The organism is Peribacillus sp. NPDC097895 (assembly GCF_050277555.1).
Classification (GTDB): domain Bacteria; phylum Bacillota; class Bacilli; order Bacillales; family DSM-1321; genus Peribacillus.
In genome coordinates this window covers 728,187-750,286 of record NZ_JBNNSH010000001.1, presented here as the reverse complement: position 1 = coordinate 750,286, position 22,100 = coordinate 728,187, and the positions used below count along the sequence as shown (strand labels likewise).

The following is a 22,100-nucleotide window of genomic DNA, read 5'->3' as shown; positions in this document are numbered from 1 at the left end:
GTGTATCTAATCAATCAACAAATTCAAATTCATATTCAAGGATACGGACGATATCGCCATTGGTCGCACCTTTTTGACGAAGGCCTTCGTCGACTCCGAATGAACGAAGCTGTCTAGCGAAACGACGGATGGACTCTTCACGGGTGAAGTCAGTCATTTTGAATAGACGCTCGATCTTGAATCCTGATACGGCAAAGCTGCCATCGGATTCGCGTTCAATGTTAAATTCATCCGACTGTGATGTATGTTTATACAATACACGGTGAATTCCCGTATTCTCTTCTTCATGATCAAGAGGGAACTCAGGTGTTTCTTCGATTTTATCAGCAATTGCATAAAGAAGCTCACGGATTCCGTCACGCGTTACGGCAGAAATCGGGAAAACCGGATAGTCTTCTTCCAGCTTTTCTTTGAATGCGGCTAAATTATCTGCTGAGTCCGGCATATCCATTTTACTTGCTACAATGATTTGCGGACGTTCAGTCAAGCGCAGGTTATACTCTTCTAACTCTTTATTGATTGTTTGGTAGTCTTCATATGGATCCCTGCCTTCAAGTCCCGACATATCGATTACATGAACGATTACTCTTGTTCTTTCTATATGGCGCAGGAATTGATGTCCAAGCCCCACTCCTTCAGAAGCACCTTCGATCAGACCCGGCAAATCCGCCATGACGAAGCTGCGGTGATCTTCCGTTTCCACCATTCCGAGGTTTGGGACGATCGTTGTAAAATGGTATTCGGCAATTTTAGGTCTTGCTGCCGATACGACAGAAAGTAATGTGGATTTCCCTACACTAGGGAAACCAACCAAACCTACATCAGCCAACAGTTTCAGCTCCATGATTATATCGCGTTCTTGGCCCGGTTCGCCGTTCTCCGCGATTTCAGGAGCAGGATTGGCTGGTGTAGCAAACCGAGAGTTTCCCCGGCCTCCGCGTCCGCCCTTGGCGATGATGGCGCGCTGCCCGTGCTCAACCAAATCAGCAATGACTTCCTTCGTTTTTTCATCAATGACCACCGTGCCTGGCGGAACTTTGATGACCATATCCTTTGCAGCCGCACCATGCATGTTTTTGGACATGCCATGTTCTCCGCGAGGTGCCTTAAAGTGACGTTGATAACGGAAATCCATTAACGTACGTAAGCCTTCTTCCACTTCAAAAACGACATTGGCCCCGTTACCGCCATCTCCGCCGGCAGGTCCGCCTTTTGGTATGAATTTCTCACGACGATAAGCAACTATCCCGTTACCACCGTCTCCGCCTTTTATATAGACTTTCGTTTGATCGACAAACATGCTATCACTTCCTTGTTTTCTGCAAGTCTTTTCTTGCTGTATACTTCTCTAAAACTTAATATCCATCTTAAAAAATATTTCATTCTCATTACATTCGCGGATTTCGATTGATTGCTCGGCCGTTAATGAACTTTCCAAAAACTCCATCACTGCCGATAGATCCATGAATCTGCCTTGCATTTGAAATGAACAGCGCATATCGCTCACTTCTTTTTTACACATAGAAACAGCTAGTATATTTTCAAAAAACGGGTCCAGATTCTTATCCAAGATTTTAAAGTAATCGTTCGTCCAGCGATACATCAGCTCGTCCATCTCAGCAGAGCCTTCAAACACATCAATGATTTCATATTCGCAATAAAATGATCCATTATTCCAATTCGAGGTCAACAACATCTCGGTGAACTTCGGTAAATTCAAACTGGAGAGGCGTGCTTCATTCTGGGTTTCAATAATGATTTCATCAATGATGCCCTTGACACGATCAATTCTGTTTAGCTCCAGATTCCCTTTGATGATTTGAATTTTATTTAGCCAGTCATGCCTGGTTTGACGTAGAGTTTCAATAGTCGTCCAATTTTTATCCATTATTAACACCTTCAATTATGATAAAGAAACTTTTTTCAGCTCTATCATGTTGAATACTTCCATTTGTACAGTATATCAAAAAAACAACAAACTGGAAATGAAGCTCTATTCACATGCCTTCATATGAATGCCCCCGTCCAAAAAATACAGCCACACACCCTGAGTTCTTTGGACGATGGTAGAGCCATTTGAACTAAAAAAGAGAATGGGCCTTATTTATGCACCAATTGGAGATATTATAGTTGAATTGGAATGTCTATTTGGTTAACCAAACGGGATGGTAGAGTACCTGGATTTCCCCCCCTGAAAGTATAAGAAAGCCCGCCGATTGGCGAGCCTTTTGTAAGTCAGAGGTTGTTTCCTTATACTAATGACTAAAGTCTCCTGCAAAATGCTGGTTATTTATCGTTTCTATAGTATAAATAAAGGGCCGGACCCCTTCTTCACTATATAGCCTACCATTATTAATAATGACGCGGTATATAGTGTCTTGTAGAAGGAATCAGACCCTTTTGAGTCAGCCTCTGTTCAAAGATGCCAATTATGCTTCTTGTGCAACTGGATATACGCTTACTTTTTTACGGTCACGTCCGAAACGTTCGAATTTAACAACACCGTCTACTTTTGCGAATAGAGTATCGTCTCCACCACGGCCTACGTTCTCACCAGGATAGATTTTTGTTCCGCGTTGACGGTAAAGAATAGAACCACCAGATACGAATTGACCATCTGCACGTTTAGCGCCAAGACGCTTAGAGATTGAGTCACGTCCGTTCTTTGTAGAACCTACTCCTTTTTTCGAAGCGAAGAACTGAAGATTTAATCTTAACATTTGTTCCACCTCCTATTGGTTGAGGATAATTTTCATGTATTTACCATAATCACGTTCGATGGTTTGCAGCGATATGAGCATGCTGTTCAAGAGGAGCTGAACCTTCTCTTCCGATTCCTGCGAAAGATTCACCGGAATGACGCAGCGAAGATAGCCGCCTTCTCTCCCTTGCTCAATCTCAGGCTCAACATCCGTTAAGGACATGATTGCATTGACTGCCCCGAAGGAAACAGCCGATACACCTGCACAAACGATATCAGAACCTTTTTTAGCAAAATTAGCATGTCCGCTTAAAGTGAACGAAGTAATTCGTTCCTGCGGAGCATCAAAGACAACTTTAATCATCTAGAATCAGCCCTTACGCGTTGATTGCTTCGATAACAACTTTTGTGTATGGTTGACGATGACCTTGTTTTTTACGATTGTTTTTCTTCGCTTTGTATTTGAAAACAGTGATTTTCTTTTGCTTACCTTGTTTTTCGACAGTACCTGTTACAGTAGCGCCTTCAACTAGTGGAGCACCGACTTTCACGTCTTCGCCACCTACGAATAAAACTTTGTCAAATGTAACAGTTTCGCCTGCTTCTGCGTTTAATTTTTCAATGTAAACCGCTTCGCCAGCTGCTACTTTAATTTGTTTACCGCCAGTTTCGATAATTGCGTACATACTTGCACCTCCTTAAATGTCTCAGACTCGCCAATCACAGGCGTTTTACCGGAAAGGCAAAAGCTTAGGACCTGTTGTTGAGCGGTTGTAGCACGGGTGCTACAAACATAACATTAAAATCCTAACATGAAACAGGAATGGCTGTCAATATATTTGTAAGAATTCTCGTCCTTCACCCGAAGGCCCTTCCGATTTCCTCAATGCTTCCGAAGCGCTTGATGGAGTAGGCATACTTGGAACCGGGGATAAATGATAGGAATAACTTTTTAGCGATCAGTTCCTCCAGTGTAGCCCTGTATGATTCCTTTTCACCCAGCAACACGTCAGCCACCGCTTCACTGACTTCCACCCATACCGCTTCATCATCCGTCTTCCGGTGTTCGAGCAGCTCACGTTCCAACCGGAAGGCCACCGTTTCAGGGCTCTCGATTTTACCGCTTCCACTGCACACTGGGCAAGGTACCGTCATCATTTCACCTATTGACGGAGAAGTTCTCTTTCTCGTCACTTGTAAAATGCCCAGTTCCGTAAAGCCGATGACCTGGACCCTCTTCTCATCCCTAGCTGCTTCCTTTTTGACGATGTCGATGATTTCTTGCTCATGTCGTGATTGATCCATATTAATGAAATCGATCAAGATGATTCCGCTAATATTCCTTAATCTCAATTGACGGACGGCTTCTTTCGCTGCTGCCTGATTCACCGCAAATAAGGTTGCTTCCTTTGCCACTTTGCCGGTGAACTTACCTGAATTGACATCGATTACGGTGAAAGCTTCCGTTTCTTCAAAAATTAAATAACCGCCATTATCAAGCCAGACGATTTTCTTGTTCATTTTCTCCACTTGCGCTTCCACATTCCATTCGGAAAAAATATTCCTCGTACCCGATATATGGAATATTTTCCACTCCTTACGGTTTTCCTCCTTCCATTTTTTCAACTCTTGGTAAGCCGTGAAATCATCGATGGCAAGCTCTCCCGAAGGCGTTCCCGACATTTCGGATTTGATCATATCCAGGTACATGTCCCTCTCATAGAGAAGCATTGGAGCTTTTAGAGATGCTGCCTTACGTTCAATTCCTTTAAAAAGCTCTCGCAATGAAGTTAGCCTATCCAGGAAGATCGCTTCACTTTCGTTCTCCATCGATGTGCGGACAATTAATCCCTCATCAGCCTTTTTGTATTGTAAGGCTGTTTCCCGCCACTGCTTATGCAGTGCTTCGTTATTAAATTTCTTTGAAACGCCAACGTAATCTATTCCATGTATGTATACGAGGGAATCTGTAGAAAACTCGATCAGCCCCGTCAATTTAGCTCCTTTTGTACCTGTTTCATCCCGGGTCACCTGAACCAGCAGCTTTTCTCCTTGGCGGACGTATTGACCGATGGGTGCTTTCCCATCCGTTTTTTTTGCCTGCTGGAAAGAGGGAATCTCGTCTCGATGCAAAAAGCCATTCTTCTCCGCACCATAATCAATGAAGACGGCATCCATACCCGGTAACACCTTCGTCACTTTCCCTAGATAAATATTACTGACCTTACTGCGCTGATGAGGCGACAAGATTTCAAGCTTACGTAACACATCATTCTCCAGTACGGCCACTCTTTTTTCGCGTGAAGCCAGGTTCGCGATCATCTTTTTCATCAAAAAAAATCCTCTCCTCAATTTGAAGAAAGGATAACATATTTAATAAGAATATAATAGGTCACCAATTTTCCCGTCTGTCATTTTCTCAGAAAAATAAGCATGAAGGATTTCCGTTTCATCCAACGAGCCGCTTTCTTTCCCGTTTTTCATGATGATGACGGGGTGTTTGCATCCGCGTTGGAACAGTTCCAGCACTTTATAAATCGGTTCTTGTGAATCCACCAAGATCGGCTTTAGTTTTGCCAAATCATTGGTATGCCCGTAATGGCGCTGCAAAAGAAAGCGGATAAACGCATAATACCTTTGTCGCCATTCCATGACGAGTGAGAGGCAGATGAACATGATGATGAGCCAAATATTCAAATTGAGCGGATCAAGAATGAGCCAGGTCAAAAAAGCCAGGAAAGCGAAGGCTGCAGAAAAATGAAGTGTATGTTTCTGCGCCTCAAGAAAGGTGCAGTATAGAGAAATTCCAATGAATAGTAGCCTTCCCCCGTCCAATGGCCAAATTGGCAGTAAATTAAAAACAAGCAGCATAAGATTCATATACAAAAAGGGCTGATACAGCTCATAGGAAATAATAGAAAAGAAATAGAGCAAAAAAGCAGCACCGATGAGCCAAACATGTTGAAGTGGACCGGCAAGCACTACAGCCAAATCCTCCTTCAAACTTTTATTTCCATACTCCTCAGTCTCGACAGCCCCTCCAAAAGGAAGCAGCTGAATGGACTTTATCCGCCATTTAAAGTGCTGGGCACAGACGGCATGCCCCATCTCATGAATGAAGACGATGAGCAGCAGCATCATCACTTCAACGAAATGTGCAGTGAGTATGGCGATGCCAATGACGAACCACAGTGTCGGGTGCACCCTGATTTTCAACAGTAATTTTCCATATTTATTCAAAGGAAATCACCTTTTTAGGATCGACGAACGCGTCGTTTTCTTTGATTGCTAAATAAAACCTGCCCTTTGATCCATCTTCACTTACTGTAACCTGTCCGACTTCATTGCCCTTCTTAACGAACTCATATAGTTTCACATCTATCTTTTCCAGCTGTCCATACCAGGATTCGCTTTTATTGGCGTGCTGAATGACGACGGTCTTTCCAATCCCCTCCTTTTCACCGGCAAAAATGACCACCCCTTCATTGATGGCTTCTACCTTGGAGCCTTTGCTCGTTTCCAAGATGATTCCTTCACCGTTCGTCTCGAAGGTTTGGGTAATCTTCGCAGAGGCAGGCATTGCATAGCCATCACCCGAGTCAACTGTTTCCGTGTCAGCTTTATTCGGTAAAAAAGCGATCGGTTTTCCGAACGCACTTTCGTACCAATTGGAGATTGAAGCGAACTGAAATTCCTTGTTCATATTTTCCGTGACAAAACTTCTGGCAGGGTCCAGCCGCACCGAAGGGTGTTTAAACATCACAGCGATAATCAGGAACAGACACACACTTGCAAGAATTTTAAAGAAAAAATTTTCTTTCTTGAAGAGCGGATGATCTTTCTCGGAATACCCGTTAAATGAATCAACACCATATGGTTCCTCATTGTTGATCTCCGTCCAGCTGCTGCTTCCTGCTTGATTATCATTGAACTTACGTCTCTTGGCGATACGATTGCGGATATCTTTCCTGCGATCATCCATAAAGAATCCCCCCTGCTCATGTCAAAGCGCTATATTACAACGTATGAGCAACTTGTCCAGACTATGACCGAGAAAAGATTTTCTTTCTGCACATCGGAATATAGAAAGTAAAAAAAAATTTTCTAATGCAAAATTCTTCGAAACTTATGGAATTCCAAGCGAATTGGGGCATCGATTGTGAAAATCGATTAATTGAGGGAAAAATCCAATTGATATTGTTGCCCTGAATTTGTTATAATAAAGTGGTTTTAACATTATTGAGGGGGAACATTTTTTTATGTCAATCGAAATAGGCAGCAAAGTACAAGGTAAAGTAACAGGTATCACTAATTTTGGAGCATTCGTAGAATTACCAGGAGGCTCAACAGGTCTTGTGCATATCAGTGAGGTAGCAGATAGCTATGTAAAAGACGTCAATGACCATCTTAAAGTAGGCGACCAAATTGAAGTTAAAGTGATTAGTGAGAAAGACGGAAAAACTGCCTTGTCCATCAAAAAGGCTATAGATAGACCCGAAGGGCAAACCTCTTCTTATACCAAACGCCCACCACGCCAAGGGGATAGCCGTTCTAAAGATTTTCGTTCTAAAGGTAATTTCCAACCAAAGGAAAATTTCGAAGATAAAATGGTTCGCTTTTTAAAGACTAGTGAAGAAAATTTATCTACTCTTAAACGCAGCACCGAATCGAAACGCGGCGGCAGAGGCGGAAGACGCGGATAATCTGTTGCAGTTTCAGCATATAGATAAGGCAAGCCACGATGATGGCTTGCCTTTTTTATTTTATATGTCATAAAAAAAAAGCGAGGGCATCATATGCTCTCGCTGCTAAATATGGAAGATAGATTTACCGCACGCTAAAGAATTTTTTTATTTTGGACATGAAACCTTTTGGTTCGCCGCCAATTGGAGTCAAGGGCACCGATTCACCAAGGATCCTCCGGGCAATGTTCCGATAGGCAAGTGAGACTCTATTGTCCGGATTATAGGCAATGGGTTCCTTTTTATTCGCTGCAACAATGACTTGATCATCGTCTGGAATGACGCCGATCAAATCAATTTTAAGAAAGTCTGTAACTCCATCGATATCCATTTCTTCATCTTCATGAAGTAAATGACCGCGTATCCGGTTAATGATCAATTGAGGCGGTTCAATATGCTCTTCTTTTTCAAGCAGGCCAATAATTCGGTCTGCATCCCTGACAGCCGGTCTTTCTGCAGTCGTAACGATGATCGCCTTGTCAGCCCCAGCTATGGCATTCCTGAAGCCCTGTTCAATGCCTGCAGGGCAGTCAATGAGGATATAATCATAGTCAGGTTTCATATCGCTTATGAGTTTCCTCATCTGCTCTTCATTCACCGCTGATTTATCACTGTTTTGTGGAGCTGGAAGCAAATAAAGCAAATCCTCGAAATGTTTATCTTTAATAAGCGCTTGATGTATCTTACAGCGCCCTTCGACTACATCGACCAAATCATAGATGATGCGATTTTCCAACCCCATGATCACATCCAAGTTCCGAAGACCAATATCCGTATCAATCAAGCAAACCTTCTTGCCTAGAAGAGCTAAAGATGTTCCTAAATTGGCGGAGGTGGTCGTTTTCCCGACACCACCCTTACCGGATGTTATAACTATTGCCTCTCCCACGATTAGAGACCCCCTTCTAATCTATTTAAATTAGGTCTATATTTCTTTAATACTTGCAGTTTTTCTATAATGATATTTTCTTCTTCATCCATGTAGGCACATTCCAAGTCATGTCCCCATTTCGTATACTGGTCAGGGGATAAATTCACTTGTCCAGCAATGCGCAGCTGGGCGGGCTTCATGACCGAGGCAGCAATTATGGCCTCATTGTCCCCTTTATATCCGGCATGGGCTATTCCCTTTAGCTGTCCCATGATATATATGTTGCCACCCGCACGAACCATTCCGTCGGGATTGACATCTCCAATTAGAAGTAAATCTCCGGGAACTTCAAAAACCTGTCCCGACCTTATCACCTTTGTAACGGTCGTCACTTGGTTTTCATCTTTCCAGCGTTTCGCTTCATCCCTTGTCAGGACATTCGAAATCATCTCATCAACGAAAAGTTTCTTCTTTTTATGGATGACTTCTTTAATCTTTTCTTTTTGTTCTTCATCAAGATAGCGGTTCCCTGTATGTACTTTAACGGAAATGGACGGGTCATTTTCTTGAAACTGATAGTTTGCCGACAGCTTCACTTCTAACTCTTTCAATAATTCGGAAAATGAGCAAGAATCATCGAGATGAAGCATAAACCCGTCTTTTGTTCCCTTAATCATGACATTTTGCTGAATTCTTTTATTCATGACGTTTGTTTCACCTCAATGAAATATAATTCGACATAGGAAAACAAATTTCCTTTTTCTGCGTACACGGAAAAAAGAAAATTCATTTCCGGCCTGCTTTCCGGACACAGGAACGTTAATCCGTTTCCCCCTGTAAATCAAGCTTTTCAATTATTCTCTTTAAAGGATAGCAACTGATAATAATGAATACGAGGTTCAATAATATCGTCGGTAACAATCTTCGTTCCATATATTCCCCAAATCCCATATCTGCAAATGAAAGGATGATATTCATCTGAAAAACAACAATCTCTAGAATGGCCGTGAAGAATAGCGCAGTTAGGAAGGCAATCAATATATTATTTTGCAGGATTTTCATGCATTTTGAAATCAGATAGGCAAGAAAAGGAAGCAGGAACATGTAAATCCCGAGTATTTCCGTATATACGACATCATAAGTCAACCCAAGAATCGCTCCATATAGCATGCCCATTTTCCTCGAACCATACATGGTAAGGAAAAAAACGAAAATCATCATGAAATGCGGAACGACGATTTTATCGTCCCCAAATGCATCTCCAGCGAATAGCTGGGCGAAGATACTTTCAAAAACAAAAAAAACCAAGGCTATAAAAGAAAGGATGAAATGTTTCACTTAACTTCATCCTCCCCAACACTTTCTTTCGGCTCACCGTCAACTTCACGCTGAACGACCATAACATTATTAATATCATAAAAATCCGTCGAAGGCTCAATATAGGCAGTCTGGTTCAATCCATATTGATCCACTTTGACATCAACCACTTTACCGATCAGCAGACCTTTCGGGAAAATCCCTCCGTAACCAGAAGTGATGACTAATGAATTTTTCTTTATCTTTTTATCATATGGAATGCGTTTCATTAGTAAAAGATTCTTTTTATCATCGAACCCCTCAATCAAACCATATGCTTTATCATCACCTTGAACGATGGCAGAAACTCGGTTGGCTTTATCAATCGAACTTAAGAGTTGGACCGAAGCCGTGAAGTTCGTCACTGATTTAACCTTGCCGACTAACCCATTGGAAGTGATGACAGCCATATTTTTTTCTACCCCATTACGCTTTCCTTTATTGATCGTCAGCATTTCGTGCCAACGGTCAGGATTACGTCCAATGACCGTCGCCTGAGTGGGTGAATACTTCCGCAGGTCATCCTCTTTTTTGAGGTTATCGCGAAGGTCTTTATTTTCTTCTTTCAAATCTTGAACTTGGGTTTTCAATAGTACATATTCATCCAAGCGGGCTTTCAATTTTTTGTTTTCATCGTATGTATGTTGAAGGTCTTTTAAGTCCCCTACAAAACCTGTTATACCCGATACTGGCTTATTAAACACATTTCCGACCCAGCCTGTCGTATCTTTTAGGAATTGCTCCGGCCAAGTCAACTCTTCTCTCTCTCTTAATGAAAAACCGATCAATGCCACGAGAACGATAATACTAACGAGCAAGAGAAGGAGCTTTTTATTAAAAAACTGTGGCATGATTATTGCACCTCAATCTTAATATCTTAAATTTACATCTTAATATCTTAAATTTACACAATGGTCATGATTAAACTGAACAGCTACATTTTAATTTAGTGGTTCGAACATAAAAAAACCGGCTCAAAATTGCAACCTTTTGTTGAGCCGGTCCTATTTGAGAAGTAATGCTTATCGTGAATCTCTTGATTTAGTCTTGAACAAATGAATGTGGTCCAACGCTTTTCCCGTTCCGATTGCAACACAATCAAGCGGATTTTCAGCGATGATCACCGGCATTTGCGTTTCTTCACTGATGACTTTGTCCAAATTGCGCAGCAAAGCACCTCCGCCTGTCAATACAATGCCTCTGTCCATGATGTCAGCGGCTAATTCAGGTGGTGTTTTTTCTAAAGTGTTTTTCACGGAATCAACAATCGCAGACACTGTATCGCTCAATGCTCTGGATATTTCCTCAGCAGTAATTTCGATCGTTTTTGGCAATCCAGTCAATAGGTCACGGCCGCGAATTTCCATGTTTTCAACGCCTTCCGTGTCACCAGCGGAACCAATTTCCATTTTAATCGCTTCAGCAGTACGCTCACCGATCATCAAATTGTAATTCTTACGAATGTAAACGATAATGGCATCATCCATTTCGTCACCGGCAATGCGGATGGATTGGCTTGTAACGATTCCACCAAGGGAAATGATCGCCACTTCCGTTGTTCCTCCACCGATATCAACGACCATGCTGCCTGTAGGTTCCCAAACAGGAAGGTCTGCCCCGATCGCTGCTGCAAACGGTTCTTCGATAGGATATGCATCACGGGCACCAGCTTGTCTAGCTGCATCGATGACTGCACGTTGCTCAACTGCGGTAATTCCAGAAGGCACACAAATCATGACATATGGCTTGTTACCGAATACGCCCTTTTTTTGAGCTTCTTTCATATAATACTTCATCATGGTAGCCGTCGTTTCATAATCGGCAATTACCCCATCCTTCATCGGGCGAAGGGCAACCACGTTTCCAGGTGTACGGCCGATCATGTTTTTCGCATCATTTCCGACTGCAACGATTTGCTTTGTATCTGTTTGCACAGCGACAACTGATGGTTCACGCACTGCAATCCCTTTTCCTTTGACATACACAAGCGTATTAGCCGTTCCTAAATCAATCCCTATATCTCTAGCGCCAATTCCAAACATTATGGTATCTCCCTTTCGTAAACAAAAATGCCTTTTTATAAGTTCAAATTATTTGTCGTTTTTTGACAATAAGAGTTTTGAAAAAGTTTCCTCTTTTAAAAATCATAAACAATATTATATCGTATCGTCAAAAATTTTGATAGTGTCATAAATAACCTTTTTCCTTCAAACTAATATATTTGTGCTCCCCGATAATGATATGGTCCAATACTTCAATCCCGATTATTTTACCACATTCGACTAATCTTTTCGTCACTTCAATATCTTCTCTGCTAGGAGAAGGGTCTCCGGAGGGGTGGTTATGAAGACAGATGATAGAGGCAGCGGATCTTTTGAAAGCTTCTTTAAAAACCTCACGCGGGTGCACGATCGAGGCATTGAGGCTTCCTATAAAGACCGTAGTTTTTTGAAGCACTTGATTTTTCGTATTTAAATAGAGGCAGACGAAATGTTCCTGAGACAAAAATCGCATTTCTTCCATGCAGTAATTGGCTCCATCTTCAGGAGATCGAATCACATAACGATCTTGATCATTCAATTTGTTGATTCTCCGGCCAAGTTCGACAGAAGCTAGAATATGAATCGCTTTTGCTTCACCAATTCCTTTAATCACGGTCAATTCTTCCACTGAGGCTTCTTTTAGCAGACGCAGGCCCTTGAAGGAATTGATGAGCCTTCCGGATAACTGAAGAACGGATTCTTCCTTTGTTCCCGTCCTCAATAGCAGTGCAAGCAATTCTTGATTGGAGAGACTTTGCGGTCCGTCTTGCAGAAACCTTTCGCGCGGCCTCTCTTCTTTCGGGTAATCCCGTATTAACATTTTTTCACTCAATACATCCACCCTTCCTTAAGAAAGGGAGATGCCAAAGGAGAAATCCATTATCCCAAGTCCGCCTGCATTGCCTTTAATTCACGGGCCAGTCTTGAAACAGGAAGCCCAACGACAGAGAAATAATCCCCTTTGATTTGTTTGACAAGAAGCGATCCGTATCCTTGAATCCCATAACTGCCAGCTTTATCAAAAGGTTCCCCACTATCCAGATAACGTTCGATTTCAGCTTCTGGCAGCTCCCAAAATGTCACTTCGGTTTTTTCTGCGAACACTTTGCGATGCTTGCCAAATAGGATGGCAACACCAGTGTAAACCTCATGTGTCCGTCCTGATAACATTTCCAGCATTCTTTTTCCATCTGCCCGGTTTATTGGCTTACCCAATATCTTTCCATCAAGGACAACAACTGTATCCGACCCGATTACCCAGCTTTCCTGAAACTCTGCAAAGATGGCTGCCGCTTTACGGGAGGCCAGCTCTTTTACCGCATCATCCGGACACATGTTTTCATCAATACTTTCATCGACATTGGAATTCATGCTTTTAAAGGGGATTTGAAGTAATTGTAGAAGTTCTTTACGACGTGGTGATGAAGAAGCTAAAATCAATGGTTGCATAATTAAAAAGTCACCTTTCTTTACATAGGGAGATACATATCTATCCTATCAAATTATGGTGCAATCCACAATTATTGTTTACTATGAATCGACAAAAGTCTGTAAGTATTTCCCGGAAAATAAAAAAGGTGTCACCTTTTTAGTTTATTGTTGGGGAGCTTGTCCTGTTAAATAGCTCCCCTTTTCGATACTTAACTCAATATGTTTTGGTAATTCAATAAAAAATCAAGAAGACTTCCTTGAGCCTGCAAGAGCTTTTCTTCATTTTTTGAAGTCTCAAATTCGCTAATCGACTTTGCCGCAGCAGTTAGATCATCGTTCATTTTTGAAAACTCTGGAGATAATTTCCCCGCCTTCAACTCATCCATGTTTTTTTTCAGCGTTTCATCGTTCACCGTCGCTTCCTTCCCACGAAGCTTGGTTGCAGATATTTCTGCTAATGAAGCATATACCATCTTCATCTTGTCTAGGGTTGTCTCATCTGCTTGACTTTTCCCAGCCGCTTCAAAATTGATTTCCTTCCAATATACGTCTACATCATAAGACTTTAAGTACAAGGCTAGATCCTTACTTGCAGCTAGACTCTCTGCTGAACCTAAGAATAAATAATAGCTGTCTTCCAATTTGAATATTTCAGCCGGAACCTGCTTTTCAATGACTTTCTTTTGTATTTGCCTAGCCGCATCTTCGCTGCTGAACACACCGCCCTGTACAAGGAACGTCTTCAGTTGGGCTCCTTGTACCTTCGATGCCGCTTTTTTATCCTCCTCAACAGGTTGCCCCGTTGGAATCGAGGTCTCGATCGAAGAAACTGCAGCTTTTTCCCTTGTGATTGTCTTGACGGCTATCAAACCAAGAATCGACCCAAAAAACACGGCACAAATAATAGCGATCAAAAATGTCCTTATCGGTCCTTTATTCGAGCTTTTCAGTGAGCTTGTACCAAAACCGATAAGCTTCGGCATTTTCTTCTTTGGCGGTGTGGGGACCAATACGATTTTATTCTCGTTTGAATCATCCGGAAGGATCCATTCGAAACTCTCATCACGGTGATCCTGTTCTTGTTCCTCACTAGCTGCCTCTTGGCTTTCAATCTTATTTTTATCGGCAAATACTTTTTCTTCCCCATTTATTTTAATCGTGACACCTTTGCTTTTTTCAGACTTGCCCACTTTTTTTCCTCCCCTCCAGGTCATTTTTTCCATCCTAACATAGAGACAAAAAAAAATAACAAGACTTTTGTCGTCTTGTCATTAATAGGTTTCGTCAAATTTCCCTTTAAATATCAGTTGAAATACAGGGACCTCCAAGCACTGATACTTCTGGTTCATAGGCGGTTCAATCTCCGTCACTAGACATTCCCGTTCCTAGCATTTTCACTTGCACGAAATGAGGATGATTCCCTAGCTACGCTAGTTTTCAGGGGATTTTTGACAAATTCCCCCTTTACTGGGATGGTCCTTTACGCTCATCTCAGGAAGCTAACATACCAACGCAGAAGGGAATCACCACAAAAATAAGCTGTCAATGTCCCAAAAACAATATACGGCCCGAATGGAATCAAGGTTTTCTTTTTTAAAATTCCGGTTAGCATCCCAATGATGCCAAAGAATGCCCCATAAAAGCTCGCAAAGAGAAACGATAATAGCACGATTTTCGTCCCCAGTACAAATCCAATCACAGCGAACAGCTTGATATCCCCTCCACCCATGCCCCCCTTACTCACCACAGCGATCAATAGCAGGAGACTGAAGCCCACACTTGCCCCAACAATGGAATCCCACCAGGGAGATAGTGGATATGAGACTCTTAGTATCATAAATATCACCATAAAGAAAAGCAGAATTTTATCAGGGATGAGCATATAGGCCACATCAGACACCAAGATGATCATAAATAACGAAATCACTGTCCAGCCAATCCAGAGTTCGTCCGACCAGCCAAGGAATATGGGCGCTGAGGCAAACAAAACACCTGTCAGCATTTCCACTAGTGGATAAAGGGGGGATATCCTAGCTTTACAGCCCCGGCATTTTCCGTCTTGCACCATATATGAAATAACCGGTATCAACTCGGAGAATGTCAATTTCCGCCCACAAGATGGACAAGCGGAGCGACGATTCGCAAAAGTATTGTTTACCGGAACACTTAATCCGACGACATTAAAGAATGAGCCTAAAATTAAACCTAGGACAAATAGATAGATATGGATAGCCATCATTTATTTAAATCGGACGAGGAATCTATTCACTTCCATTGGACCTTTTAGGTCAACGGTAAACGTTCCTTCATCATATCCAATTCCTTTTACAGGACAACCTACTTTATGATAATAACTAGCCTTCTCCATTGATTCATTCCTCCCGATATTTTCTTTTCATCCCGCCACTGCCTCTCTCTGCCTGTGTGCCTAATCATTTCTAAGTCATATAGCTTCAATTTAAACATGCTTTAACCAATATATTGGGTGATTGGTTTGTCCATTACTCCATTCAGGATTTTTCTTATTCATAGGCTCTGTTTAACAGAATATGGCTAATAAATGGACCTTTTGAAAAATCCTGTTTTTTAGATCTATACGATTTACTACTAGTTTCCATTACAATGGAAACACCAATCATTGTATTCAAATTACACGCTCGGTAACGGAGCAGTAGGCCGAACTGCATGAAATCTTCATGTAATCGTAGGCAAGACTCTATCAGTCTTGAGGCTTCAACTTCTAGATAGGAAATCCCTCACAAGTGAAAGGAAATAAAGGGAACCTGTGATGACAAGAACCTCCTTTTCGCCTGTTTTCCGTCTTCCTTCCCTTATCGCCTCCTGCCAATCCTTGTTTATACTTTTATTTTCATGATTGCATTTATCATAAAGCGTTTGCGCATCCTCCGCCCGATCATGGACGAATTCGGTAATGATGATTTCAATCGCTTCCTTTTCCAGCCCTTGAAGCATCAGGGAATAATTTTTATCTTTAAATGAACTGAATACAAATCGATACTTATATTCAGGGTAATGCTCGTTTAGCGTTTTCAGCAATACGTCGATACCAGCAGGGTTATGTGCACCATCAATGATCACCAATGGCTCTTCCGATATTTTTTCGAAACGTCCATCCCATTTCGCTTCCCCTATTCCTTTGCGGATGCTTTTTTCATCGATATTTTCCATCCCTAATAGGACAGCAGCCACGGCCAGTGCTGCATTCTCCGCCTGGTGACGGCCTAACATCTGCATATCTACATTTTCGATGAACCTATCACCCAGAGAAAATGAGAAACTTTGACCTTTTTCACCTTGCTTTACATGACCAACATGAAAGTCTTTACCTAATTGGTAATAAGGAACGCCTACTGAATATGCTTTTTCTTCGATTACTTTTGCAGGTTCCTCTGCTGTAACTCCACTGATGATCGGCGCGCCGCTTTTAATGATGCCAGCTTTCTCTGAAGCAATTTCCCCAAGCGTGTTACCCAGAATGTTCGTATGCTCCAAAGAAATCGAGGTAATGATCGAAAGCACCGGCTTGATGACATTCGTTGTATCAAGCCTGCCGCCTAGTCCGGTTTCCATTAAAACAAAATCTATTTCCTGTTTGCTAAAATAAGAGAAGGCCATCGCAGTCAATATTTCGAACTGAGTGGGCCCATTCCCTGCATGGTCCATCTCTTGGATGAACGGCCACAGCTCGTTGAAGGCAGCGATAAACTCCTTATCACTGATTTCATCTTCATTTATCTTTATCTGTTCATTCATCCGGATTAAATAAGGTGATGTGAAGGCAGCGACCCGAACCCCTTGGGCTAGAAGGATTTCTTTTAAATATTGCAGGGTAGATCCTTTCCCGTTTGAACCTGCAATATGAATATACTTTTGCGCCTCATGAGGATTGTCTAATTTAGTTAATAATGCTTCCATTCGTGCTAGGCCAAAATTCATACCCAATTGAACTTGGCGTCGTTCAAAAAAATGATTGATTTCTTTCATGGTTGTTACCATTAATCATTGAGCCTCCTCTATCTTTATACCGCTCTTATGCGTTAAGATTATTTTATCAATATCTGAACGATTAACCTAGATGAAAGGTAGTGTTTTAATGAAAACTTCTGCTCTCCACTGTTGGATTGTCGTTAACGGCTATTTACAGCATGATAAGTTTTCCAGTTTAGCCTTGTTTATTAAAGAGGCGGCAGAAAGAAAAAAAATCACGGCCACCCTTATCCGTAATTCGGATTTACTTCCCATTATTGAAAAAGGAGCGCCACTACTTAAAGGATCGTTTGAAAGGCTGCCTGATTTTGTTCTGTTCATGGATAAAGACATTCATTTGGCACGCCATTTGGAATTGCTCGGCATACCTGTATATAACAGCAGTACAGCGATCGATATATGCGACAGCAAAGCAAAGACACATCAAGCATTAGCTGGGCATGGCATACCTATGCCGAAAACCTTGTTTCCCCCTTTTACGTACGAAGGGATTGAAAGGATTAATGTCGATGCCTTTAAACAAATTGGGATTGAACTTGGATTTCCCCTCATCGTTAAGGAAGCATACGGTTCTTTCGGGGAACAAGTATATTTGATCCATACAGAGAATGATTTTTTAAAGACGATCCATAATCTCGGCCACAAACCATTCATCATTCAAGAATTCATCGAGCACAGTAAAGGACGGGATATTCGTGTTAATGTCGTCGGCGATCAAGTCATTGCTGCGATGCAACGCCATTCCGAGCACGACTTCCGAGCTAACATGACAGCTGGTGGTCAGGCAGCACCCTATACACCCACAAGGGATGAGGCACAACTCGCCATCCGATGTGCGGAGATTCTAGGTGCCGATTTTGCTGGCGTCGATTTGTTATTCGGTGAAGATGGTCCTCTTTTATGCGAAGTGAATTCGAATTCGCATTTACTAAATATATATGACTGTACAGGCATCAACATCGCTGATAGCATGTTTGATTATATGTTGGACAAATTAAGAAAAGGAAGTACATCTGATGAGAAAACAAGCAGGTTGGTTGATTTATAACCGCGAAGATGCTGTAAAAAATAAAGGATACATAGATTGGATGCTTGACGAAGCTAGTAAGCTTGATCTTGATCTACAATTTTACCATCGTGAAGACCTTCGGATCGGTCATCGCTACAACGAGTTGTACGTGGAACATGAGCTGAAGCCAATTTCATTGCCGGACTTTGCCATCGTCCGGACCATCGATCCTTTTCTCACAAGGCAACTGGAGCAAATGGGGATTGCTTGCTTTAACTCTTCGTTCGTATCCGAAATGGCAAATGACAAAGCAAAGACACATCAATATTTGTCCACGTTGGGAATTCCAATGGCCGATACCGTATATTGCAACGGAAGGCCGAATGCCCATGACATGGAGTTCCCTTTCATCGCTAAAGAAACACATGGCCGCGGCGGGAAACAAGTTTATTTAATAGAGCATGCTGATGATCTGGTTGAATTGAATGATGGGAGATGGATTGTCCAAAAACCTGGCTTATTCGGTAGAGACATCCGCGTTTTTGTAATTGGTAACAATGTGAAGGCTGCTGTACTTCGGGAATCCGCATCCAGCTTCAAAGCCAATTATACGTTAGGGGGATCGGCTTCCATATACGAGCTGACCACTTCCGACTTAGCTCTTGTTGAAAGAGTAATCGATGCCTTTGATTTTGGCCTTGTCGGGATCGATTTCATTTTTGCCGATGACGGCAGTCTCATGCTCAATGAAATCGAGGATGTCGTTGGGAGCCGGACATTAAGTGCTCTTAGTGACATGAATATCGTCAGAGAGTACCTCACATTCATAAAAGAAAGAATTACCTCCTAACGGAATATTTTATTTCTTAAATCGTATGAAACACAAAAAGGATGAACCGGCATAATGCTGGTTCATCCTTTTGTTTTACAGTTGTTTCAGTTCATTGATTCTGTGGATCACAGAGTCGCGTTTTTCGCTATAATCTTTTTCTTTGGCACGTTCTTCTTCAATGACGCTTGCTGGCGCCTTTTTAACGAAGCCCTCGTTGCCTAATTTTTTCTGTACTCGTTCAACTTCTTTATTAAGTTTGTCGAGCTCTTTTTCAAGACGTTTCACTTCTTCATCGATATTGATCAGTCCTGTAAGTGGAAGGATTAATTCCACACCCGTTACGACTGCCGTCATCGCTTGAGCCGGTTCTTCAACTTCGATTCCGATCGTCAATTGTTCGGGATTACAGAAACGCTCGATATAACTGCTGTTTTTCTGTAATGTTGCTAAGATGGACTCATCTTTCGCTTTTAAAATCAGATTGATTTTTTTGCTTAACGGTGTGTTCACCTCGGCACGGATGTTACGAACGGAGCGGATGATTTCAACAAGCAGCTTCATTTCCTCGGCTGCAGCTGTATCAGTCAATTCTTCGTTCACTACAGGCCATGCAGCAACGGTGATGGACTCCCCTTTATGTGGAAGGTTTTGCCAGATCTCTTCGGTAATGAATGGCATGAAAGGATGCAACAATCTCATCGTGTTATCCAGTACATAAGCCAGGATCGAGCGCGTCGTTTTCTTCGCTGCTTCGTCTTCGCCATATAACGGAAGCTTCGCCATTTCAATATACCAGTCACAGAAGTCATCCCAAATGAAGTTGTAAAGCACACGGCCTACTTCACCGAACTCATAACGGTCAGCAAGTCTTGTCACGTTTGTAATCGTTTCGTTTAAACGCGTCAAAATCCATTTATCGGCTACAGATTTTTCACCGCTTAAATCGATTTCGTCATACGTCATGCCATTCATGTTCATTAAAGCAAAGCGGGATGCGTTCCAAATCTTATTGGAGAAGTTCCAAACCGCTTCCACTTTTTCAGTGCTATAACGAAGATCCTGACCTGGTGAGCTGCCCGTCGATAGGAAGTAACGCAGGGAATCGGCACCATATTGATCGATGACATCCATCGGATCGACACCATTACCAAGCGATTTACTCATCTTGCGTCCCTGTTCGTCACGAACAAGACCGTGAATCAATACATCTTCAAAAGGACGTTCGCCCGTGAACTCAAGTGCCTGGAAAATCATCCTTGAAACCCAAAAGAAAATGATATCGTAGCCTGTCACAAGCGCTCCGGTTGGATAGTATCGTTTGAAATCGACGCTATCTTTGTCAGGCCAGCCCATTGTTGAGAATGGCCATAATGCAGAGCTGAACCATGTGTCTAAAACGTCTGTATCTTGTTCCCAGTTCTCAGCATCCGCAGGCTCTTCATGTCCTACATACACTTCGCCGGTTTCTTTATGGTACCAAGCTGGAATGCGGTGGCCCCACCATAGCTGACGGGAAATGCACCAGTCGCGAATATTTTCCATCCAGTGCAGATACGTTTTTTCGAAACGATCTGGTACGAAATGAACTTTTTCCTCATCGGACCCTTTTTGAAGTTCAACGGATGCATCAGCTAGCGGCTGCATTTTAACGAACCATTGAGTAGAAAGATATGGTTCAACAACAGCACCGCTTCTCTCTGAATGACCGACTGAGTGAAGGTGATCTTCGATTTTGAAGAGTACTCCGTCTTCCTGAAGGTCTTTGACGATTTGTTTACGGCATTCAAAACGGTCCATGCCTTCATATTTACCGGCCTTTTCATTCATTGAGCCATCCTCATGCATGACAAGGATGCGCTCCAAATTGTGACGGTTCCCGATTTCAAAGTCATTCGGATCATGAGCCGGTGTAATTTTTACCGCACCTGAACCGAATTCCATATCAACATAATCATCCCCGACAATCGGGATTTCCCGGCCTGTAATTGGCAAGCGAACCATTTTGCCGATCAAGTGTTTATAACGATCATCCTCAGGGTGTACGGCAACCGCTGTATCACCAAGCATCGTTTCTGGACGAGTCGTGGCTATTTCAATTTCGCCTGATCCGTCAACCAACGGATATTTCATATGGTAAAATGCGCCCTGCACATCTTTGTAAATAACCTCGATATCGGATAACGCCGTTTTCGTTGATGGATCCCAGTTGATAATGTATTCGCCGCGATAAATCAAGTCCTTGTTATAAAGCGAAACGAACACTTCGCGCACTGCCTTTGAAAGCCCCTCATCAAGAGTGAAGCGTTCACGGGTATAATCAAGGCCAAGACCAAGCTTTGACCATTGTTCACGGATATGGCTCGCATATTCTTCTTTCCATTTCCATGTTTCTTCTACGAACTTTTCACGTCCCAGGTCATAACGGCTTACGCCTTCGGCACGAAGTTTCTGTTCAACTTTCGCTTGAGTGGCGATACCAGCATGGTCCATGCCCGGCAACCATAAAACATCAAACCCTTGCATTCTTTTCATGCGTGTTAATATATCTTGAAGTGTCGTATCCCAAGCGTGGCCAAGATGCAGCTTACCTGTTACGTTTGGTGGTGGAATGACAATCGTATATGGTTCTTTTTTATCGTCACCCGTCGTTTCGAAAAACTTCCCATCAAGCCACCATTTGTAGCGGCCTTTCTCTATCGTCTGCGGATCATATTTAGTCGGCATCGAAATTTGGTTTTCTTCCATATCATTTCCTCCTTTTTTGGGCATAAAAAAAACTTCCATCATCATAAAAGGACGAAGGAAGTTGTTCGCGGTGCCACCTTTTTTCCGAAAAAGAAAAACATCTCTTTCGGCTCTCAAATCTGATAACGGCTCTTCACCGGCCTTCGCTACTAAAAATCTTTCACGAAAACAGCTCGCGGACGACTTCGGATGCTGCTGCCTGGAAACCTCCCACCATTTGGTTTCCTCTCTGTAAAGTGCATTTCATCTTACTATTTCCGGTCTTTGCATTGATTTATATTCATATGTAAAATCATTAAATGCATATAGTATATAGTACAAAAAATATGGGGCTCCAGTCAATCATCTTTTCGCTTACTTACT

At 42.3% G+C, this 22,100-nt stretch carries 23 protein-coding genes and 2 other annotated features; of the genes, 3 read left to right on the top strand and 20 right to left on the bottom strand.

Annotated elements, in window-relative coordinates:
* Positions 1–10: 10 nt before the first annotated feature.
* The 8 genes from obgE to ACQKMH_RS03465 form a co-directional block, all read right to left on the bottom strand.
* Entirely contained in the window at positions 11–1,300 is a 1,290-nt protein-coding gene (obgE, locus tag ACQKMH_RS03500; protein ID WP_427586097.1) for a GTPase ObgE, read from the bottom strand.
* 48 nt (positions 1,301–1,348) lie between these two features.
* On the bottom strand, positions 1,349–1,888 hold the full coding sequence (locus tag ACQKMH_RS03495) for a Spo0B domain-containing protein (protein ID WP_427586096.1): 540 nt from the start codon (positions 1,886–1,888) through the stop codon (positions 1,349–1,351).
* A 541-nt stretch (positions 1,889–2,429) separates the two neighbouring features.
* Entirely contained in the window at positions 2,430–2,720 is a 291-nt protein-coding gene (rpmA, locus tag ACQKMH_RS03490) for a 50S ribosomal protein L27 (RefSeq protein ID WP_427586095.1), read from the bottom strand.
* A 12-nt stretch (positions 2,721–2,732) separates the two neighbouring features.
* Complete coding sequence (locus ACQKMH_RS03485; protein ID WP_427586094.1) at positions 2,733–3,065, bottom strand: ribosomal-processing cysteine protease Prp; 333 nt, start codon at positions 3,063–3,065, stop codon at positions 2,733–2,735.
* A 13-nt stretch (positions 3,066–3,078) separates the two neighbouring features.
* A complete protein-coding gene (gene rplU, locus ACQKMH_RS03480) occupies positions 3,079–3,387 on the bottom strand; it encodes a 50S ribosomal protein L21 (RefSeq protein WP_034308849.1) in 309 nt (102 codons plus the stop codon).
* A 13-nt stretch (positions 3,388–3,400) separates the two neighbouring features.
* Positions 3,401–3,484: a sequence feature (ribosomal protein L21 leader region), on the bottom strand.
* Positions 3,485–3,559: 75 nt separating this feature from the next.
* A complete protein-coding gene (locus ACQKMH_RS03475; protein ID WP_427587497.1) occupies positions 3,560–5,032 on the bottom strand; it encodes an Rne/Rng family ribonuclease in 1,473 nt (490 codons plus the stop codon).
* Positions 5,033–5,074: 42 nt separating this feature from the next.
* Positions 5,075–5,941, bottom strand: coding sequence for a M50 family metallopeptidase (locus ACQKMH_RS03470; protein WP_427586093.1), 867 nt, complete (start codon positions 5,939–5,941; stop codon positions 5,075–5,077).
* Positions 5,934–6,683: a peptidoglycan DD-metalloendopeptidase family protein gene (locus ACQKMH_RS03465; RefSeq protein ID WP_427586092.1), complete on the bottom strand. Its 750-nt coding sequence runs from the start codon at positions 6,681–6,683 to the stop codon at positions 5,934–5,936. Before ACQKMH_RS03465 ends, ACQKMH_RS03470 begins: the two co-directional genes overlap by 8 nt.
* Before the next feature lie 277 nt (positions 6,684–6,960).
* Between ACQKMH_RS03465 and ACQKMH_RS03460 the strand changes: the two genes are divergently transcribed.
* Complete coding sequence (locus tag ACQKMH_RS03460; RefSeq protein ID WP_034308861.1) at positions 6,961–7,404, top strand: S1 domain-containing RNA-binding protein; 444 nt, start codon at positions 6,961–6,963, stop codon at positions 7,402–7,404.
* 124 nt (positions 7,405–7,528) lie between these two features.
* On the opposite strand, the gene minD is transcribed toward ACQKMH_RS03460, so the two are convergent.
* The 11 genes from minD to ACQKMH_RS03405 form a co-directional block, all read right to left on the bottom strand.
* Positions 7,529–8,332, bottom strand: a complete 804-nt coding sequence (gene minD, locus ACQKMH_RS03455; RefSeq protein ID WP_427586090.1) for a septum site-determining protein MinD — start codon at positions 8,330–8,332, stop codon at positions 7,529–7,531.
* 2 nt (positions 8,333–8,334) lie between these two features.
* Positions 8,335–9,018, bottom strand: a complete 684-nt coding sequence (minC, locus tag ACQKMH_RS03450; protein WP_427586089.1) for a septum site-determining protein MinC — start codon at positions 9,016–9,018, stop codon at positions 8,335–8,337.
* A 115-nt stretch (positions 9,019–9,133) separates the two neighbouring features.
* Positions 9,134–9,652: a rod shape-determining protein MreD gene (gene mreD / locus ACQKMH_RS03445; protein ID WP_427586088.1), complete on the bottom strand. Its 519-nt coding sequence runs from the start codon at positions 9,650–9,652 to the stop codon at positions 9,134–9,136.
* Positions 9,649–10,521 (bottom strand): rod shape-determining protein MreC, encoded by an 873-nt coding sequence (gene mreC / locus ACQKMH_RS03440; RefSeq protein ID WP_230154948.1) that lies wholly within the window; start codon positions 10,519–10,521, stop codon positions 9,649–9,651. Before mreC ends, mreD begins: the two co-directional genes overlap by 4 nt.
* Before the next feature lie 171 nt (positions 10,522–10,692).
* Positions 10,693–11,712 carry a rod shape-determining protein gene (locus ACQKMH_RS03435; RefSeq protein WP_230154946.1) on the bottom strand — a complete coding sequence of 340 codons (1,020 nt, stop codon included), beginning with the start codon at positions 11,710–11,712 and terminating at the stop codon, positions 10,693–10,695.
* 145 nt (positions 11,713–11,857) lie between these two features.
* Complete coding sequence (gene radC, locus ACQKMH_RS03430) at positions 11,858–12,532, bottom strand: RadC family protein (protein WP_427587496.1); 675 nt, start codon at positions 12,530–12,532, stop codon at positions 11,858–11,860.
* 59 nt (positions 12,533–12,591) lie between these two features.
* Complete coding sequence (locus ACQKMH_RS03425; protein ID WP_427586087.1) at positions 12,592–13,161, bottom strand: Maf family protein; 570 nt, start codon at positions 13,159–13,161, stop codon at positions 12,592–12,594.
* A gap of 191 nt (positions 13,162–13,352) precedes the next feature.
* Complete coding sequence (locus tag ACQKMH_RS03420) at positions 13,353–14,333, bottom strand: hypothetical protein (protein WP_427586086.1); 981 nt, start codon at positions 14,331–14,333, stop codon at positions 13,353–13,355.
* 296 nt (positions 14,334–14,629) lie between these two features.
* Positions 14,630–15,382, bottom strand: coding sequence for a prepilin peptidase (locus ACQKMH_RS03415; RefSeq protein WP_427586085.1), 753 nt, complete (start codon positions 15,380–15,382; stop codon positions 14,630–14,632).
* On the bottom strand, positions 15,383–15,511 hold the full coding sequence (locus ACQKMH_RS03410; protein WP_427586084.1) for a hypothetical protein: 129 nt from the start codon (positions 15,509–15,511) through the stop codon (positions 15,383–15,385).
* A gap of 365 nt (positions 15,512–15,876) precedes the next feature.
* On the bottom strand, positions 15,877–17,160 hold the full coding sequence (locus ACQKMH_RS03405; RefSeq protein ID WP_427586083.1) for a bifunctional folylpolyglutamate synthase/dihydrofolate synthase: 1,284 nt from the start codon (positions 17,158–17,160) through the stop codon (positions 15,877–15,879).
* Between the two features lie 97 nt (positions 17,161–17,257).
* Here ACQKMH_RS03405 and ACQKMH_RS03400 point away from each other — a divergent pair, with 97 nt between their 5' ends.
* Both ACQKMH_RS03400 and ACQKMH_RS03395 read left to right on the top strand, forming a co-directional pair.
* Positions 17,258–18,199 carry an ATP-grasp domain-containing protein gene (locus tag ACQKMH_RS03400; RefSeq protein WP_427586082.1) on the top strand — a complete coding sequence of 314 codons (942 nt, stop codon included), beginning with the start codon at positions 17,258–17,260 and terminating at the stop codon, positions 18,197–18,199.
* Positions 18,168–19,010, top strand: coding sequence for an ATP-grasp domain-containing protein (locus ACQKMH_RS03395; RefSeq protein ID WP_427586081.1), 843 nt, complete (start codon positions 18,168–18,170; stop codon positions 19,008–19,010). The genes ACQKMH_RS03400 and ACQKMH_RS03395 overlap by 32 nt, the downstream gene beginning before the upstream one ends.
* 75 nt (positions 19,011–19,085) lie before the next feature.
* Here the strand turns inward: ACQKMH_RS03395 and ACQKMH_RS03390 are convergent, their stop codons facing one another.
* Complete coding sequence (locus ACQKMH_RS03390; protein WP_427586080.1) at positions 19,086–21,737, bottom strand: valine--tRNA ligase; 2,652 nt, start codon at positions 21,735–21,737, stop codon at positions 19,086–19,088.
* A 44-nt stretch (positions 21,738–21,781) separates the two neighbouring features.
* Positions 21,782–22,011, bottom strand: a binding site (T-box leader).
* Positions 22,012–22,100: the final 89 nt, after the last annotated feature.

Bases quoted from the DNA above. Each gene is read 5' to 3' on its own strand.
- rpmA (WP_427586095.1), bottom strand. From the start codon at position 2,720: ATGTTAAGATTAAATCTTCAGTTCTTCGCTTCGAAAAAAGGAGTAGGT.
- mreC (WP_230154948.1), bottom strand. From the start codon at position 10,521: ATGCCACAGTTTTTTAATAAAAAGCTCCTTCTCTTGCTCGTTAGTATT.
- radC (WP_427587496.1), bottom strand. From the start codon at position 12,532: ATGTTAATACGGGATTACCCGAAAGAAGAGAGGCCGCGCGAAAGGTTT.
- ACQKMH_RS03475 (WP_427587497.1), bottom strand. From the start codon at position 5,032: ATGAAAAAGATGATCGCGAACCTGGCTTCACGCGAAAAAAGAGTGGCC.
- ACQKMH_RS03395 (WP_427586081.1), top strand. From the start codon at position 18,168: ATGAGAAAACAAGCAGGTTGGTTGATTTATAACCGCGAAGATGCTGTA.
- minC (WP_427586089.1), bottom strand. From the start codon at position 9,018: ATGAATAAAAGAATTCAGCAAAATGTCATGATTAAGGGAACAAAAGAC.
- ACQKMH_RS03415 (WP_427586085.1), bottom strand. From the start codon at position 15,382: ATGATGGCTATCCATATCTATCTATTTGTCCTAGGTTTAATTTTAGGC.
- ACQKMH_RS03435 (WP_230154946.1), bottom strand. From the start codon at position 11,712: ATGTTTGGAATTGGCGCTAGAGATATAGGGATTGATTTAGGAACGGCT.
- ACQKMH_RS03485 (WP_427586094.1), bottom strand. From the start codon at position 3,065: ATGATTAAAGTTGTCTTTGATGCTCCGCAGGAACGAATTACTTCGTTC.
- ACQKMH_RS03400 (WP_427586082.1), top strand. From the start codon at position 17,258: ATGAAAACTTCTGCTCTCCACTGTTGGATTGTCGTTAACGGCTATTTA.
- ACQKMH_RS03460 (WP_034308861.1), top strand. From the start codon at position 6,961: ATGTCAATCGAAATAGGCAGCAAAGTACAAGGTAAAGTAACAGGTATC.
- obgE (WP_427586097.1), bottom strand. From the start codon at position 1,300: ATGTTTGTCGATCAAACGAAAGTCTATATAAAAGGCGGAGACGGTGGT.
- ACQKMH_RS03410 (WP_427586084.1), bottom strand. From the start codon at position 15,511: ATGGAGAAGGCTAGTTATTATCATAAAGTAGGTTGTCCTGTAAAAGGA.
- ACQKMH_RS03390 (WP_427586080.1), bottom strand. From the start codon at position 21,737: ATGGAAGAAAACCAAATTTCGATGCCGACTAAATATGATCCGCAGACG.
- ACQKMH_RS03465 (WP_427586092.1), bottom strand. From the start codon at position 6,683: ATGGATGATCGCAGGAAAGATATCCGCAATCGTATCGCCAAGAGACGT.
- ACQKMH_RS03425 (WP_427586087.1), bottom strand. From the start codon at position 13,161: ATGCAACCATTGATTTTAGCTTCTTCATCACCACGTCGTAAAGAACTT.
- ACQKMH_RS03405 (WP_427586083.1), bottom strand. From the start codon at position 17,160: ATGGTAACAACCATGAAAGAAATCAATCATTTTTTTGAACGACGCCAA.
- ACQKMH_RS03495 (WP_427586096.1), bottom strand. From the start codon at position 1,888: ATGGATAAAAATTGGACGACTATTGAAACTCTACGTCAAACCAGGCAT.
- rplU (WP_034308849.1), bottom strand. From the start codon at position 3,387: ATGTACGCAATTATCGAAACTGGCGGTAAACAAATTAAAGTAGCAGCT.